This window comes from Telluria sp. AIW5 (genome assembly GCF_056680575.1).
This window is the reverse complement of record NZ_CM155289.1, coordinates 3,483,269-3,498,443: the sequence shown is the minus strand read 5'-3', so window position 1 is coordinate 3,498,443 and position 15,175 is coordinate 3,483,269. Positions and strand designations below refer to the sequence as shown.

The 15,175-nt window shown below is 64.3% G+C and carries 10 protein-coding genes and 1 pseudogene; 5 read left to right on the top strand and 6 right to left on the bottom strand.

Annotated elements, in window-relative coordinates:
• Positions 1-2: 2 nt before the first annotated feature.
• On the bottom strand, positions 3-1,022 hold the full coding sequence (locus AC1MEM_RS15430; protein WP_499471862.1) for a Bug family tripartite tricarboxylate transporter substrate binding protein: 1,020 nt from the start codon (positions 1,020-1,022) through the stop codon (positions 3-5).
• A 51-nt stretch (positions 1,023-1,073) separates the two neighbouring features.
• Positions 1,074-2,297 carry a pyridoxal-phosphate-dependent aminotransferase family protein gene (locus AC1MEM_RS15425; RefSeq protein WP_499471860.1) on the bottom strand — a complete coding sequence of 408 codons (1,224 nt, stop codon included), beginning with the start codon at positions 2,295-2,297 and terminating at the stop codon, positions 1,074-1,076.
• Between the two features lie 251 nt (positions 2,298-2,548).
• On the opposite strand from AC1MEM_RS15425, the gene AC1MEM_RS15420 reads away from it, so the two are divergent.
• The 5 genes from AC1MEM_RS15420 (at position 2,549) to AC1MEM_RS15400 (ending at position 9,743) form a co-directional block, all read left to right on the top strand.
• Positions 2,549-3,256: a GntR family transcriptional regulator gene (locus tag AC1MEM_RS15420; protein WP_499471858.1), complete on the top strand. Its 708-nt coding sequence runs from the start codon at positions 2,549-2,551 to the stop codon at positions 3,254-3,256.
• Positions 3,257-3,261: 5 nt separating this feature from the next.
• Entirely contained in the window at positions 3,262-6,300 is a 3,039-nt protein-coding gene (locus AC1MEM_RS15415) for an FAD-binding and (Fe-S)-binding domain-containing protein (RefSeq protein ID WP_499471857.1), read from the top strand.
• A 129-nt stretch (positions 6,301-6,429) separates the two neighbouring features.
• The gene (locus AC1MEM_RS15410) at positions 6,430-7,212 is read left to right on the top strand and encodes an enoyl-CoA hydratase/isomerase family protein (RefSeq protein WP_499471855.1); all 783 of its coding nucleotides are present in this window, start codon (positions 6,430-6,432) and stop codon (positions 7,210-7,212) included.
• Positions 7,212-8,444: a CaiB/BaiF CoA transferase family protein gene (locus AC1MEM_RS15405; RefSeq protein WP_499471853.1), complete on the top strand. Its 1,233-nt coding sequence runs from the start codon at positions 7,212-7,214 to the stop codon at positions 8,442-8,444. Before AC1MEM_RS15410 ends, AC1MEM_RS15405 begins: the two co-directional genes overlap by 1 nt.
• A gap of 1,128 nt (positions 8,445-9,572) precedes the next feature.
• Positions 9,573-9,743, top strand: a complete 171-nt coding sequence (locus tag AC1MEM_RS15400; RefSeq protein ID WP_499471851.1) for a hypothetical protein — start codon at positions 9,573-9,575, stop codon at positions 9,741-9,743.
• A 17-nt stretch (positions 9,744-9,760) separates the two neighbouring features.
• Here AC1MEM_RS15400 and AC1MEM_RS15395 read toward each other — a convergent pair whose 3' ends face one another.
• From AC1MEM_RS15395 to AC1MEM_RS15380, 4 genes and pseudogenes are all read right to left on the bottom strand, one after another.
• Complete coding sequence (locus AC1MEM_RS15395) at positions 9,761-12,460, bottom strand: bifunctional acetate--CoA ligase family protein/GNAT family N-acetyltransferase (RefSeq protein ID WP_499471849.1); 2,700 nt, start codon at positions 12,458-12,460, stop codon at positions 9,761-9,763.
• A gap of 46 nt (positions 12,461-12,506) precedes the next feature.
• Positions 12,507-13,563 (bottom strand): annotated as a pseudogene (locus AC1MEM_RS15390) (NAD(P)-dependent alcohol dehydrogenase).
• A 92-nt stretch (positions 13,564-13,655) separates the two neighbouring features.
• On the bottom strand, positions 13,656-14,213 hold the full coding sequence (locus AC1MEM_RS15385; protein WP_499471847.1) for a DUF1003 domain-containing protein: 558 nt from the start codon (positions 14,211-14,213) through the stop codon (positions 13,656-13,658).
• Positions 14,214-14,850: 637 nt separating this feature from the next.
• The gene (locus AC1MEM_RS15380; protein ID WP_499471846.1) at positions 14,851-15,048 is read right to left on the bottom strand and encodes a hypothetical protein; all 198 of its coding nucleotides are present in this window, start codon (positions 15,046-15,048) and stop codon (positions 14,851-14,853) included.
• Positions 15,049-15,175 lie beyond the last annotated feature (127 nt).

Below are 15,175 nucleotides of genomic sequence, written 5' to 3'. Positions count from 1 at the left end.
CCTTACGGTGCCATGAAACCGGCCGCCTTCATGATCTGGCGGTGGGCCTGTTCGTCCTTGCCCAGGTAGGCGCGCAGCTGGTCGCCCACCATCACGGTCGACTTCAGGGCGTTCTTGGTCACGTACTCTTTCCACTCGGGCGTGGCCACCACCTTCTGCATCAGGTCCGTGTAGTACTTCGCCACTTCCGGCGCCACCTTGCCTGGCAACATGAAGACGCGCAGCATCTGGTACTGCACGTCGAGGCCTTGTTCCTTGCAGGTCGGCACGTCGGCCCAGCTCTGGGTAGCCGTCACCTTCTCGGTGTAGGCGCTGCGCTTGTCCGCGAACAGGCACAGGGCACGGTGCTGGCCGGCGCGCCACTGCGCGATCGATTCGGACGGATTGTTCGGGTTCGAATCGATGTGCTTGCCCGACAGCTGGGTGGCTGCCTCGCCGCCTCCCTTGTACGGGATGTAGATGAACTTGACGCCCGCCGCCTTTTCCACCATCGCGGTAATGATCTGGTCCTCGCGCTTGGAGCTGGTGCCGCCCATCTTGAACTTCGACGGTTCCTTTTTCACGGCGGCCAGGTATTCCTGGACCGTCTTGTAGGGGGTGTCGCTATTGACCCAGAAGACGAATTCGTCCTGCGCCACCATCGCCACCGGCGTCAGGTCGCGCCAGTTGAAATCGAGCCCGGTCGCCAGCGGCACGGTGTACAGCCCGGACGAGGACACGACCAGCCGGTGGGCGTCGCCCGGCGTCGCCTTGATGTCGAGCAGGCCTTCGGCGCCGCTGGCGCCGGCCTTGTTCTGCACGATGATCGGCTGGCTGACCAGCTTGTGCTTGGCGATGATGCCCTGGATCGCGCGCGCCATGTTGTCGGTGGCGCCGCCGGCGCCGAAGGGCACGATGAACTCGATCGATTTGGTCGGTTCCCAATCTTTTGCCATGGCGGCGTTGGTCATGCCGAGGGCCAGGCCTGCGATTGCGAGAGAGTGCTTGAGGGTGACGTTGAAACCAAGCTTGAAGTTGTTCATGAACTGTCTCCTGTCCGGCCGTGGCCGTTATTTTTAGTGTTCTACTACGCCTTAAGCTGCCTGTTGCCGGGCGGCGCCCGGCAAGGACTCCCGCAGAGACTGCATCGCGGCAGCCACCCCGCCCGCCTGGTGCGGCACCCCGGCCAGCGCCAGGCCCATTTCCACCCCGGCCAGCGTTCCCATCAGCGTCAGGTCGTTGAAATCGCCCAGGTGCCCGATGCGGAATACCCAGCCGCTCAGCTTGCTGAGGCCCTGGCCGAGCGACATGTTGAAATTCGTCAGGATGATCTTGCGCAGCGCGTCCGCGTTGTGGCGTTCGCCATTCGCGCCCTGCGGCATGACCACCGCCGTCAGTACGCCGCTGTACTCCGCCGGGTTCTCGCACAGGATCTCCAGGCCCCAGGCACGCACGCACTGGCGGGTCGCCTCGGCATGGCGCTGGTGGCGCGCGAACACGTTCTGCATCCCTTCCTCGAGCAGCATGTCGCAGGCTTCCGACAGGCCGTACAACAGGTTGGTCGCCGGGGTGTAGGGCCAGAAGCCGTTCTTGTTGGCTTCGATGATCTCGTCCCAGGCCCAGAACGCGCGCGGCAGTTTCGCGGTGCGCGAGGCGGCCAGCGCCTTCTGCGACACGGCGTTGAAGGAGAGGCCCGGCGGCAGCATCAGGCCCTTCTGCGAGCCGGCCACGGTGACGTCCACGCCCCATTCGTCGTGGCGGTAATCGAGCGAGCCGAGCGAGGAAATCGTGTCGACCAGCAGCAGTGCCGGGTGGCCGGCATTGTCGATGGCGCGGCGCACCGCGGCGATATCCGAGGTGACGCCGGTCGACGTCTCGTTATGCACCACGCACACGGCCTTGATCTGGTGATCCTTGTCTTCCAGCAGGCGCGCTTCGATGCGGGCCGGGTCGGCGCCGCGGCGCCAGTCGTCGCCGATGAATTCGGGTTTCAAGGCAAGCCGCTCGGCCAGCCGCTTCCACAGCGTGGCGAAGTGGCCGGTCTCGTACATCAGCACCGTGTCGCCGGGGGACAGCGTATTGACCAGCGCCGCCTCCCACGCACCGGTGCCGGAAGCCGGATAGATCACCACCGGCTGCACGGTCTGGAAGACCTGGCCGATCTGGCCCAGGATTTTTTTACCGAGCTGCTGGAACTCCGGACCGCGGTGGTCGATAGTGGGATAGTCCATGGCCCGCAGGATGCGGTCGGGGACGTTGGTCGGGCCGGGGATCTGCAGGAAATGCCGTCCGGACGGGTGGGAATTCAGCTTCAACATTGCAACTCCTAGAGGAAGGGCCAACGCAGTCAGAGATATTCGATCGACGAGCAACTTTGCATACAATATACGTAAAAGCCGCAGAGTCAAGAAAATATCGTGGTGCGCTGCAACGCGCGACTGGCGCATTATTCCGCTTGCATGCGGGCAATACAAAGGGGAAACGTCCTGGGCTGCGCCCTGGGCGCGCGCCACCGCCTGCGGCTCAAAGAAACATTTACCGCCGAAATAAATCGTATACAATATATTTCATGATTCACGAACCAACATTCCCCATCCCCCCACGCCCGGCCGTCATCGACCGCCAGGGCCTGGCTTCCGCCGTCACGGTACGCCTGCGCGACATGATCATCGAGGGCACCCTGGCGCCCGGCACCCGTCTCAACGAACGGGTGCTGTGCGAACAGCTGCTGGTCTCGCGCACGCCGCTGCGCGAAGCCTTCAAGGTACTGGCCGGCGAAGGCCTGATCGAACTCCTGCCCAACCGCGGCGCCCAGGTGGCCGAGATGTCGGTGGCCGACATCGAGCAGACCTTCGAGGTGCTGGGCGCACTCGAGGCGCTGTCCGGCCAGCTGGCCTGCGAACGCATCACCGACGCCGAAGTGACCGAGATCCGCGCGCTGCATTACGAAATGCAGGCGGCGCATGCGCGGCGCGACCTGGCGACCTACTACAAGATCAACCACGAAATCCATGACCGCATCAACGCCAGCGCCCGCAACGCGGTGCTGACGACCACCTACCTGCACATGAACGCGCGCATCCAGAACCTGCGCTTCCGTTCCAACTTCAACCAGGACAAGTGGGATGCGGCGATGAAGGAACACGGCCTGATGCTGGAAGCCTTGCAGCGGCGCGACGGCCCTGCCCTGCGCGACGTCCTCGAACGCCACCTTCTCTCCAAGCGCGCCACGGTCGTGGCCGACCTGCGCGCATCGAAAGCCACCCAGGAACCCTAGACCCGATGAATGCACCCGCCGCGGCACCGATCAAGTTGAGCGAACAACTCGCTTCCCGAATGAATGGGCAAGGACTGGCAAAGCGGCTGGCCGCGGAAACCGGAGGTGAAGTCCTGTTCGACGCCGCCTCGCGCGGCCGCTATTCCACCGACGCCTCGATCTACCAGGTGGAGCCGGTCGGGGTCTTCGTGCCGCGCACCGAGCGCGACGTCGAGCTGGCGATTGCCATCGCGCGCGAAATGGGCGTGCCGATCCTGCCGCGCGGCGCCGGCACCAGCCAGTGCGGGCAGACCGTGGGCGAAGCGCTGGTCATCGACAACAGCAAATACCTGAACGCGGTACTCGATTTCGACCCGGCCGCCATGGCCGTGACGGTGCAGCCGGGGATCGTGCTCGACCACCTGAACGCCTGGTTGAAACCCCACGGCGTCTGGTTCCCGGTCGACGTCAGCACGGCGGCCCAGTGCACGCTCGGCGGCATGGCCGGCAACAACTCCTGCGGCTCGCGCTCCCTCGCCTACGGCAACATGGTGCACAACGTCGTCGCGATCGACGCCATCCTGTCGGACGGCACCGAGGCCAGGTTCCAGGACGAGCGCGCGATGCAGCATGAGGATGCGCCGCCGCGCGTGCAGGAACTCATTGCCGGCCTGCGCGCCATCGCCGCGCGCGAGAACGACGAAATCGCGCGCATGGTGCCCAAGGTGATGCGCCGGGTCGGCGGCTACAACATCGACATCTGGCACCCGCAGAGCGAACGGCCCTACACCGAGGACGGCAGCGTCAACCTGGCCCACCTGCTGGTAGGCAGCGAGGGCACGCTGGCGACGACAAAGCGCATCGTGCTCAGGGTGCTGCCGCTGCCCAAACATAAAACGCTGGGCGTCATCAACTTCCCGACCTTCCACCAGGCGATGGACACGACGCGCCATATCGTCAAGCTGGCGCCGGTGGCGGTGGAGCTGGTCGACCGCACCATGATCGAGCTGGCGCGCGACAATCCGGCCTTCCGCCCGGTGATCGACAAAGCCCTGATCGGCGCGCCGGATGCGATCCTGCTGGTGGAATTCGCCGGCGAATCGCTGGACGAGCAGCGCGCCGGCCTGGCCAGCCTGGTGGCCTTGATGGCCGAACTGGGACTGCCCGGCAGCGTGGTCGAGATGGTCGATGCCGGCGCCCAGAAGGCGTTGTGGGAAGTGCGCAAGGCGGGCCTGAACATCATGATGAGCATGCGCGGCGACGGCAAACCGGTCTCCTTCATCGAAGACTGCGCCGTGCCGCTCGAACACCTGGCCGAATACACCGCCAGCCTGACCGAGGTGTTCGCCCGCTACGGCACGCGCGGCACCTGGTACGCCCACGCCTCGGTCGGCACCCTGCACGTGCGGCCGATCCTCGACCTGCGCCGCGGCGGCGCCGAAAAGATGCGGGCGATTGCCGAAGAAGCGGGCGCGCTGGTGCGCAAGTACAAAGGCGCCTTCTCCGGCGAGCACGGCGACGGCCTGGTGCGCAGCGAATGGGTGGCCTGGCAGTTCGGCCCGCGCCTGCTGCGCGCCTTCGAGGACATCAAGAACCTGTTCGATCCGGCCGGCCTCATGAACCCCGGGAAGATCGTGCGCAGCACGCGCATGGACGACCAGTCCCTGTTCCGCTACAAGCCGGGCTACCAGCCGGCCGCGTTGAAAACGGCGCTGGACTGGTCGGCCTGGAACGTCCAGGTCGATCCGGTGACGGAGCAAAGCACGGCGCCCGGCGCCGGCGGCGACCCGGCTGGCGGCTTCGCCAAGGCCGTCGACATGTGCAACAACAACGGCCATTGCCGCAAGTTCGACGCCGGCACCATGTGCCCGAGCTACCGCGTCACCAAAGACGAGCAGCACCTGACGCGCGGCCGCGCCAACACCCTGCGCCTGGCCTTGTCCGGCCAGCTGGGCGAAGACGGATTCACCTCCGAAGCGACGCGCGAGGCGCTCGACCTCTGCGTCAGCTGCAAGGGCTGCAAGCGCGACTGCCCCACCGGCGTCGACATGGCGCGCATGAAGACCGAATTCCTCTACCACTACCAGAAGAAGCATGGCCTGTCGCGCAAGGACAAGCTGATCGCCAACCTGCCGCGCTGGGCGCCGTGGGCGGCGCGGATGCCGTGGCTGGCGAACCTGCGCGATACGGTGCCGGGGGCGGCCAGATTGTCCGAGAAGCTGTTCGGCTTCTCCGCCAGGCGCTCGCTGCCCACCTGGCGCCGCGACACCTTCATGGCCGGCGTGACGGCGCCGGTCCTGGCCCCGGAGCAGGCGGACGTCGTGCTGTTCGCCGATACCTTCAACAATTACTTCGAGAGCGAAAACGCCGTGGCCGCCCTGCGGGTGCTGCAGGCGGCCGGCTACAAGGTGCACGTGGCGCGGCCGGCGGCGGCAGACGCAGAGCCTGCGCGGCCCTTGTGCTGCGGCCGCACCTACCTCGCCAGCGGCCTGGTCGACCAGGCGAAGGCCGAGGCGCGGCGCGTGGTGGAAGCGATGCGCCCGTTTGTCGCGCGCGGCGTGCCGGTGGTCGGGCTGGAGCCGTCCTGCCTGCTCACGCTGCGCGACGAATTCCTGGTCATGGGCCTGGGCCGGGACGCGGAGGCCCTGGGCGCACAGGCCTTGCTGTTCGAGGAATTCCTGGCGCGCGAGCACGCCGCCGGCAAGCTGAAGCTGGCCTTGTCGGCGCTGCCGGAATCGCGCGCGCTGCTGCACGGCCACTGCCACCAAAAGGCTTTCGACGCGGTGCGGCCGGTGCAGACCGTGCTGGGCCTGATCCCGGGCATGAAGGTGGAGCTGATCGAATCGAGCTGCTGCGGCATGGCGGGCAGCTTCGGCTACGAAGCGAAACACTATGCCGTGTCGATGCAGATGGCCGAACTGTCCCTGCTGCCGGCGGTGCGCGCCGCCGGCGCCGACACCGTTCTGGTTGCGGACGGCACCAGTTGCCGCCACCAGATCGCCGACGGCGCGCAGCGCGAAGCCGTCCACGTGGCGCGCGTGCTGGCGCGCGCATTGTTTACGTGACCGGAATGGACCGTAGGGTGGGCGCCCCGTGCCCAGGCGTGAAGCGTGCATAGTGTCAGCCGCGATCGCAGCCAACAATGATCGTCATCCACGCGTGGGCACGGGGCGCCCACCCTACCAAAGGACAGCATGAGCGAACAGACTGGCAAAGTACACCTGACGATCGAGGACGGCGTGGCCGCCATCCTGATCGACCGCCCGCAGGCACGCAACGCAATGACCTGGGCGATGTATGAAGAACTGGGCGCGATCTGCACCCGCATCGCGGCCGACCCGTCGATCCGGGTGACGACGATCCGCGGCGCCGGCGGCGAAGCCTTCGTGGCCGGCACCGACATCGAACAGTTCAGCGCTTTCAAGGATGGGGAAGACGGTATCGCCTACGAACAGGCCATCGACGAACGCGTCGGCCAGGTCGAGAGCCTGCCGATGCCGACCATCGCCATCGTCGAAGGCTGGGCGATCGGCGGCGGCCTGGCGCTCAGCGCCGCCTGCGACTTCCGGATCGCCACGCCAGGCGCATCCTTCGGCGTGCCGATCGCCCGCACGCTGGGCAACTGCCTGTCGATGGCGAACACGGCGCGGCTGGTCGCCGCAGTCGGCGTACCGACGGCCAAGCGTCTCCTGCTGCTGGCCGAGACCATCAGCGCGGCCGAGGCCCAGGCCTGTGGTTTCGTCACGAAGGTGGCGGAACCCGACGCGCTGGAGGCGGAAGTCGCCAGCATGTGCAAGCGCCTCGCCGGTCACGCGCCGCTGACGATGCGGGTGTCGAAGGAAGCGATCCGGCGCCTGACCAATGCCGGCCTGCCCGACGGCGAAGACCTGATCCGCGCCGCCTACGGCAGCGCGGACTTCAAGATCGGCGTGAATGCTTTCCTCGACAAACAGCGCCCCCAGTGGAGCGGAACGTAATGACCAAGCCGATGATGAGCAAGCCAAAACACACCGGCCCCCTGGCCGGCATGCGCGTCCTCGAACTGGCGCAGATCATGGCGGGACCGACCTGCGGCATGATGCTGGCCGATATGGGCGCCGACGTCATCAAGGTCGAGAAGCTGCCGGGCGGCGACGATGCGCGCGCCTACCGCGAGCCGCGCGTGAATGGCGTCTCCGCGCCCTTCATGATCCTGAACCGGAACAAACGCGGCATCGCCCTCAACCTGAAGCTCGCCCAGGGCCGCGACATCCTGCTGCGCATGGTCAAGGAGGCCGACGTCCTGACCGAAAACTACCGCCGCGGCACGCTCGAAAAGCTGGGCCTCGGCTACGACGTGCTGAGTAAAGTGAACCCGGGGCTGATCTACTGCGCCGTCTCCGGCTACGGCCGCGATGGCCCGGACGCCGACAAGCCCGGCTTCGACCTGATCGCACAAGGATTTTCCGGCCTGATGTCGGTCACCGGCGAGCCGGGCGGACCGCCCGTCAAGACCGGCAACTCGATCGCCGACACCAACGCGGGCATCCTCGCCATGGCCGGCATCACGGCAGCCTACGTCCACAAACTCAAGACCGGCGAGGGGCAGGTGGTCGACACCTCCCTGATCGAGGCGGCCCTGCAGCAGACCTACTGGCAGGCAGCCATCTATTTTGCGACGGGCGAATCGTCCGGCCCGACCGGCTCCGCCCATCTGCTGACCGCCCCCTACCAGGCCTTCAAGGCCAGCGACGGCTGGATCAACATCGGCGGCGCCAACCAGGGCAACTGGGAACGGATCGCGGTGGCGCTGGGCCAGCCAGGGTGGCGCGAGGATCCGCGCTTCAGGACCAATACGGAGCGCATGGAAAACCGCGAGGCGCTGGTATCGATGATGAGCGAGATCGTGGCCACCCGCAGCAGGGCCGAGTGGATCGCCGTTTTCGACGAAGCGGGTGTGCCGGTGGGACCGGTGCACACGATCGGCGAGGCGCTGACGCACCCGCAAACGCTGGCGCGCGGGATGGTGGTGGACCTGGAGCATCCGCAGGCCGGCGCCACCAGGGCGCTCGGCTGCCCTATCCACTTTTCGAAGAGTCCGACGCGCATCGACCGGCCGGCGCCGATGCTGGGCGAGCATTCGCGCGAGCTGCTGCGCGAGTATGGCTACAGCGACGGCGAGATCGATGGGTTTGTGGATGCGGGCGTGATTGAGGAAGCGGAAGGCTGAGGCCGGAGGCGGAACTTGAGGAACTAACGTCGAAGTTCGGAAAACGCTGACGAGACAACACGTTCCGTCAGTGCAGCCTCGACACCCATGCAGATTAAAAAAGCGCGCGCTGCGCTTACGCCTGCAAAACGACGGATGGCCTGTGCCCTATATACAGTCTTGGTCAACGGATAGTTTTTTCGAACATAGGAAAGTGCACCGTGCGACAGGTGTATTGCGGGGTCATCACTGACTGTGCCGAGGGCCCGCGATAACTCGTTCATTAACATGATTCGTCTTTCAGTCGAACTGCCGTCCACTGTACCTCTGGGGTAAGGCCACGCTGCCTGCCTCGAAGACCAGGGCGTGCGCAGAGCAACAGAGGAACTACAATCAGCTTCCTTACCTGGCTCGCGTCGAAACCGGTACCCTCAGCTAAACGTCGTATCTCCCGGAATCATGGTAGTGCAGGTTGACGCGTCCTGGCGCACGGTTGAGGTGGCGCCAAGGCAATGATCGTTACCTTGGACAGTTTGGTCACCGGCGCAAACAGATCGATAAGGGGAACACGCGATATGGCAGTGTACTGTCGGGGCAAGGTCGGGTGTCCCGCTACGATCGATCTATTCCGCGCGTAAATCTGGCCCGTGTCCGCTAATTTGCGGACATAAAATAATAGTAGAGGGCACCGTATGCCGCCACGGCACTGGCCAGGACGATCGCCAGACCAAACAGCGGAAAAGTATGTTGTGGAGTCCGTCGTGTGTTCGATTGCACCGAACGAGTTTCTGCATTTGGATTTTCCAAGATCATCTCCCTATGGGGCGAGGCCCGCCTCTCTACATCAGAGATGCAAATTCCGTACCGGGGCAAGTTCAAAGGGAAATGTCGAAGATTTTCAAGGCCTTAGACGCGGCAGAAATATCTGCCAGTCCCTCTTTGTAAGAATTCCCGACGAGCGTTGCGATGCCGACACCGCTGGGTTTGTGGATGCGGGGGTAACCGAGAAGCGGCAGGCCGAGGCATTAGCGGAATACCACTCGGTCGGTGCCACGGCGGCCGCAGCGATACAGTGCCACCGATTCAATACATGCGGTACGTTGACGCGGATCGAAAACGGGCGCATCGTCCATGGTTGTTGGAGGATCCATGCGTACCCTGTTCGTTCTGGTGGACCAGATACCGAATGACGCGAATGCGGACGAGCAGGCGCTCGACGATGCGCTTGCATGCACCTTTCCGGCAAGCGACCCGGTCGCCGTTACCTTCCATTGTCCGCTGGCAGTAGCGTCAGCTCCGGCCGAAATCAGTCAACGTTAGAAGCCCGCCGGATGTACTCAGGACGCCGACGCGGAGAGCACGAGGCGAAGCTGTACAGTGTCGCCGTCCGCCATCGGCCAGACTTCAAATCCGATTGTGCGTGCCAGCCTGAGTAGCGGTGCATTCTGCGGCGAGGTTTCGCCGACGATCTCGCCGGTTCCCCGGTTCCGGCAGTAGGCGATCAGCTTGTTCATCAGTATCAGCCCGAGTCCCTGCCTTTTCAGGTCCGAACGGACGGTGACAGCGAACTCGGCCTTTACGTTGTCGGGGTCGGCAACGACACGCGCCACACCCAGCGTTTCCGGCACGCCGTCGGGCCCCGGGCAGGTCGCGATAAAGGCCATCTCGCGGTCGTAATCGATCTGCGTGAAGCGGGCCAACTGCGATGGCTGCAATTCCCGCACCCGGATGAACATGCGGTAACGCACATCCTCCGGTGTGAGTGCGTTGAAAAACGCGAGGTGGGCGGCGCCGTCTTCGGGCCTGATCGGCCGCAACATCACGGTCTTCCCATTCCACTCGATCATCTCTTCCAACTCCTGCGGATAAGGGCGAATGGCGAGCCGCAGCAATGGATCGCTTCCCTCCCCCTCCCTTGAGGCCGCAACGCGCATGCGCGCGTCGAGCGCAATCACCCCCGCGCTGTCGGCCAGCAGCGGATTGATATCGAGTTCGGCGATTTCGGGTAGGTCGGTAACCAGTTGCGCGACCTGGATCAGGGTCCGGCAGACCGCGTCGAGATCGGCCGGGGGCCGGTTGCGATATCCCGCCAGCAGTTTGGACACCCGCGTACGCGACACCATGTCGCGCGCCAGCACCATGTTCAGGGGAGGCAGGCCGACTGCGTGGTCATCCGTGACCTCCACGGCGATGCCCCCCTGCCCGAACAGGATCACCGGGCCGAACACCGGGTCCGTCGTCACGCCAACGATCAGTTCGTTCGCCTGCGGGCGCCGCGCCATCGCCTGGACCGAGAAGCCTTGCAGCCGTGCCTCCGGCTGCAACCGGGACAGCCGCTCATGCATGGCCTGCGCCGCGGCCTGCACCGCCGCCGGTGCTTCCAGGTCGAGTACGACGCCGCCGACGTCCGATTTGTGGCTGATGTCCGGCGACAGGATCTTGACCGCGACCGGGAACCCGATTGCCTGCGCGCTCAGCACGGCTTCTTCCACAGTAGGGGCGATCCGGGTTTCCACCACCGGGATACCATAGGCGGCCAGTACCTGCTTTGCTTCCGGCTCGGACAACATCTGCCGTCCGGCCGCCAGCGCGCCGCCGATTACCGCCTGTGCCCTTCCGCGGTCGGCAATAAAATCGCCCGGCACCGAGGACGGCACTTGCATCAGTAAATCCTGGTTGCGCCGGTAATGGACGATCTGCAGGAAGGCATGCACTGCCTCCTCCGGGGTGCCGAAGGTCGGGATGCCTGCCTGCGCAAACATGGCCCGCGCCTCGGCGACGGCGTCCCCGCCCAGCCAACACGCCAGGACATTGCGCGACGCGTCCCGCAGCAGCGGGACCAGCGCGTTGGCGATCTCGACGCTGGAGACAATCGCCGTTGGCGCGTGGATGAAGAGGATCGCATCCGAACCGGTGTCCTGCAACAGTACCTGGAGTGCGTCGACATAGCGCCTCGCCGGTGCGTCACCAATGATGTCCACCGGATTCGCGTGCGACCATGTGGCGGGCAGAAGTTCGTCGAGCCGGGCCAGCGTGCCCTCTGACAATGACGCCAGGCTGCCGCCGCTGCAGATCAGCTCATCCGTCGCCATCACTCCGGGGCCGCCACCGTTGGTCAGGATGGCAAGGCGTTCGCCGCGGAGCGGATGCGCACGCGCCAGGGTTTCGACCGCATCGAACAAATCCTCCGTCGACAGCACACGCAGCATGCCGGCGCGCCTGATCGCCGCATCGTACACATCGTCCGAGCCCGCCAGCGCGCCGGTATGCGAGGCCGCCGCCTTTGCTCCTTCCGGCGCACGCCCGGATTTGAGTACCAGGGTCGGTTTGCTGCGCGCCGCGGCGCGGGCTGCCGACATGAACTTGCGGGCGTGCTTCAGGTCTTCCATGTAGACCAGGATGGCGCCGGTGTCGGCATCGCTGGCGAGATAATCGAGCACGTCGCCAACATCGACATCGGCGCTGTCGCCCAAGGAAATGAATGTCGAAAAACCGATGCCCCGCGCCTTGGCCCAATCCAGCACGCCCGTCACCAGCGCACCGGACTGCGATACGAAGGCGATCCTGCCTGGCAGCGCACCGGTATGGGCGAAGCTGGCGTTCAGGCCAATGCCGGGGACGAGCAAACCCACGCAGTTCGGGCCGAGCAAGCGCATCAAACAAGGCTTTGCTGCATCGAGCGCGGCCTGCTTGAGCGTACGTCCCGATGCATCGTGCAGTGCGCCGAGGCCCGCCGTCAGTACGATAGCGGCGCGCGTTCCGCACCGCCCGAGTTCGGCAATAATGCCCGGGACCGTCGCAGGCGGCGTGCAGATCACGGCCAGGTCTGGCGCCGCGGCCAGCATCGTGACGTTCGGATAGGTCTTGCGGCCGGCCAGCGTGTCATGCTTCGGGTTGACAGGATAAATCTCCCCCTTGTAGCCACCGTCGAGCAGGTTGCGCAACACGGTCGCGCCGACGCTGTGCGGCTTGTCCGACGCCCCGATGACCGCGACCGATCGCGGGGCAAAAAGGTGTTCGAGATTTCGTACGCTCATGACCGCCTTTATGGGTGACTTTCCTGCGCCGGACCAGCGCGCCGCCTTACATCGTGATCGCGACTTTCAATACCCCATCGCGCTGGTTGGCGAACAGGTCGTAGGCCTGCTCGATCTGGTCCAGCGTAAAGCGATGGGTGACCATCGGTGCGAGGTCAACCCGGCCGGAGGCCACCACGTTCATCAGGCGGCGCATCCGCTCTTTCCCACCAGGACACAGGGTCGTGACGATACGATGGTCCCCCAGGCCGGCGGCGAAGGCGTCGAGCGGCAATGTCAATTTTCCGGAAATAGACCCCGAGGCTGGAAAGGGTGCCACCAGGCTCGAGGGCACGCAGGCAGCTTTCGAAGGTCTGTTGCGTACCGAGCGCTTCGATGGCGACATCGACACCGCGCCCGCCGGTCAGGCGCATGATCTCCGCGAGCGGATCGACTTTGGTGTAATCGATGATCACATCGGCGCCCAGCCTTCTCGACACTGCCAGGCGCGCTTCCACGCCATCGACCGTGATGATCAGGCTCGCGCCCCTGAGTTTGGCGCCGGCGGTTGCGCATAAGCCGAGTGGGCCCTGTGCGAAGACCACGACGGTATCGCCGATGCGGATCCCGCCGCTTTCCGCGCCGCCAAAACCGGTACTCATGATGTCCGGGCACATCAGCACCTGTTCGTCGGTCAGCCCGTCAGGAATGACCTCGAGATTGGCCATCGCATCGGGTACCAGCAGGTATTCTGCTTGCGCTCCATCGATCGTATTCCCAAACCGCCATCCCCCTGCCGCTTTGCCCCCGCATTGCGCTTGATGCCCATCCAGGCAGGGACTGCATTGCCCGCACGGCGTGATCGCGCCCACCACCACGCGCTGGCCCACGGCATAGCCCGTGACGCCGGCACCGAGTCCGGCAATGACGCCGACGGGCTCATGGCCGATGGTCAGCCCCGCCTTCACTGGATAATCGCCGGTCAGTATATGGATGTCTGTCCCACAGATTGTCGTGGTGCTGATCTTCACCAGCGCCTGGCCCGGACCCGCTGTTGGTATGGGTTTTTGTGACAGTTCGATTTTCCCCGGACGGAGAAATACCGCTGCTTTCATGGTGCGCATGGTCGGCCTCTATGGAGTTGCGTTCGGGGAGTGTCGAGCCCCTGCGGCCGTAATCGACCGCGGCCCTGGCTACACCGCCGCACCGGGCCGTATCAGCCCGACGCTTCCTTGACGACCAATCTCTCCAGAAGCCGGATCTGTTCTTGTTGAAGTTCCAACAAGCTGGCCCACTGACCCTCTCTCAACAGATCGATCTTTTCGTGCAGAAGCATTATTTCAAGCTCGGCTTTCAGGTTGACTTCATAGTCATGCTCCGCCACGAGCCTGTCTTTTTGCGCCTGCCGGTTCTGCGACATCAAGATAATGGGCGCCTGAATTGCCGCGAGCATCGACAGGACAAGATTAAGCAGGATATAGGGATAACTGTCGAATACATCGCCGTAGCGGACGAGGAAAAACGAATTCAATCCGACCCAGGCGACCAGCGTTGCCGCAAACAAGCCGATGAATATCCATGAGCCGCCAAAGCGCGCTACCGCATCGGCGGCGCGTTGCCCGAACGTGGAGCTTGCCGCAGTTTCCTTCGACATGTCCTTCGCGATATGTTTTCGCTCCGCGACATGCTGCGCAACACGTTTGGTTTTTTCGTCAAGCGCTTCGTAGGGCGCGCCAAGGAGTGACAGCGCTATGTCATTCGACTTCGCTTTCATGGTCGACTGTCCCGAAAAAATAAACGCCAGCATCGATACTGGGTACCCGATAACGCCAGGCAGAGAAAGCGACGTGTGCGGTGAAGTACTTCATCATGGGCGCGATAGGGACACTGCGCAAGCGATGTTTCACGTCAATGCGATCAGCTGACGCCAGCGCTGTCGCTTCAGTGCTGAAGTGAATGATTGGCATGCCCGGAGGCGCAAATTGGGCTGCGCCAATGCTTACTTGTCACCGCGCTGCCCCAACAAGGCATTTGCCCGAGACGCTGTATTTTCGCGCTGTAAGCGCTCGTGCAGACCAGCGGACGTTTCCTGAAGCAGGGCGCGTTGCAGCGCGGCTTTCTCGGAACTGGACGCCGGGCTTGGCTCGGCCTTTTTGTTGTTGTGCTTGTGCGTCGGACTCACCATGCATCCTCCTGAGAAGCGCACGATGCGCCGAATGAGCGCTCTAGTCAACGAACAAGTGTGGCGACGAAGGAGAGCGCCGCGTTCGTCTGACTCATCCGCACCCGGACCAGTCAATGCGCGCCCTTGCTGCGCTCACTGGACCGTAGATCGTCCTGGGAGGATGGGGAAGGCCGCGTGCTATACCCGCAGCGCAGCATCGCGTACCCCGGGTAAATCTTGCAGGTGGCTAGCTGACGATCAAGTGTATTACGCAGTTGTCGTGGAGGCGGCGGTGGGCGGGCTGCCGCAACACCCGGCAAGCCGTCTCGATGGTCACGCCTGCTTCGCTCAGCATGCGTGTCGCCGCGTACATTCCTTGCGCTCGCAGAATATTGATCGATGCGTTGATCAATTTAGCGATTTCATGGTTTTCACGGGATTTCATCAAACGACTATAGTCCCAGCCTTACAGCACTGTGCGGTTTATTTCAATGGCGCACAGCAATTCTGTAGGCGGGACGGGGCGAAGTCGAACTGTTCGCGTCAATGCGGGGCGCGGCCACCCGGTCGGC

Excerpts from the sequence above, each read along its gene's own strand:
- AC1MEM_RS15430 (WP_499471862.1), bottom strand. The coding sequence starts at position 1,022 with ATGAACAACTTCAAGCTTGGTTTCAACGTCACCCTCAAGCACTCTCTC.
- AC1MEM_RS15405 (WP_499471853.1), top strand. The coding sequence starts at position 7,212 with ATGACCAAGCCGATGATGAGCAAGCCAAAACACACCGGCCCCCTGGCC.
- AC1MEM_RS15400 (WP_499471851.1), top strand. The coding sequence starts at position 9,573 with ATGCGTACCCTGTTCGTTCTGGTGGACCAGATACCGAATGACGCGAAT.
- AC1MEM_RS15410 (WP_499471855.1), top strand. The coding sequence starts at position 6,430 with ATGAGCGAACAGACTGGCAAAGTACACCTGACGATCGAGGACGGCGTG.
- AC1MEM_RS15420 (WP_499471858.1), top strand. The coding sequence starts at position 2,549 with ATGATTCACGAACCAACATTCCCCATCCCCCCACGCCCGGCCGTCATC.
- AC1MEM_RS15425 (WP_499471860.1), bottom strand. The coding sequence starts at position 2,297 with ATGTTGAAGCTGAATTCCCACCCGTCCGGACGGCATTTCCTGCAGATC.
- AC1MEM_RS15380 (WP_499471846.1), bottom strand. The coding sequence starts at position 15,048 with ATGAAATCCCGTGAAAACCATGAAATCGCTAAATTGATCAACGCATCG.
- AC1MEM_RS15395 (WP_499471849.1), bottom strand. The coding sequence starts at position 12,460 with ATGAGCGTACGAAATCTCGAACACCTTTTTGCCCCGCGATCGGTCGCG.
- AC1MEM_RS15385 (WP_499471847.1), bottom strand. The coding sequence starts at position 14,213 with ATGAAAGCGAAGTCGAATGACATAGCGCTGTCACTCCTTGGCGCGCCC.
- AC1MEM_RS15415 (WP_499471857.1), top strand. The coding sequence starts at position 3,262 with ATGAATGCACCCGCCGCGGCACCGATCAAGTTGAGCGAACAACTCGCT.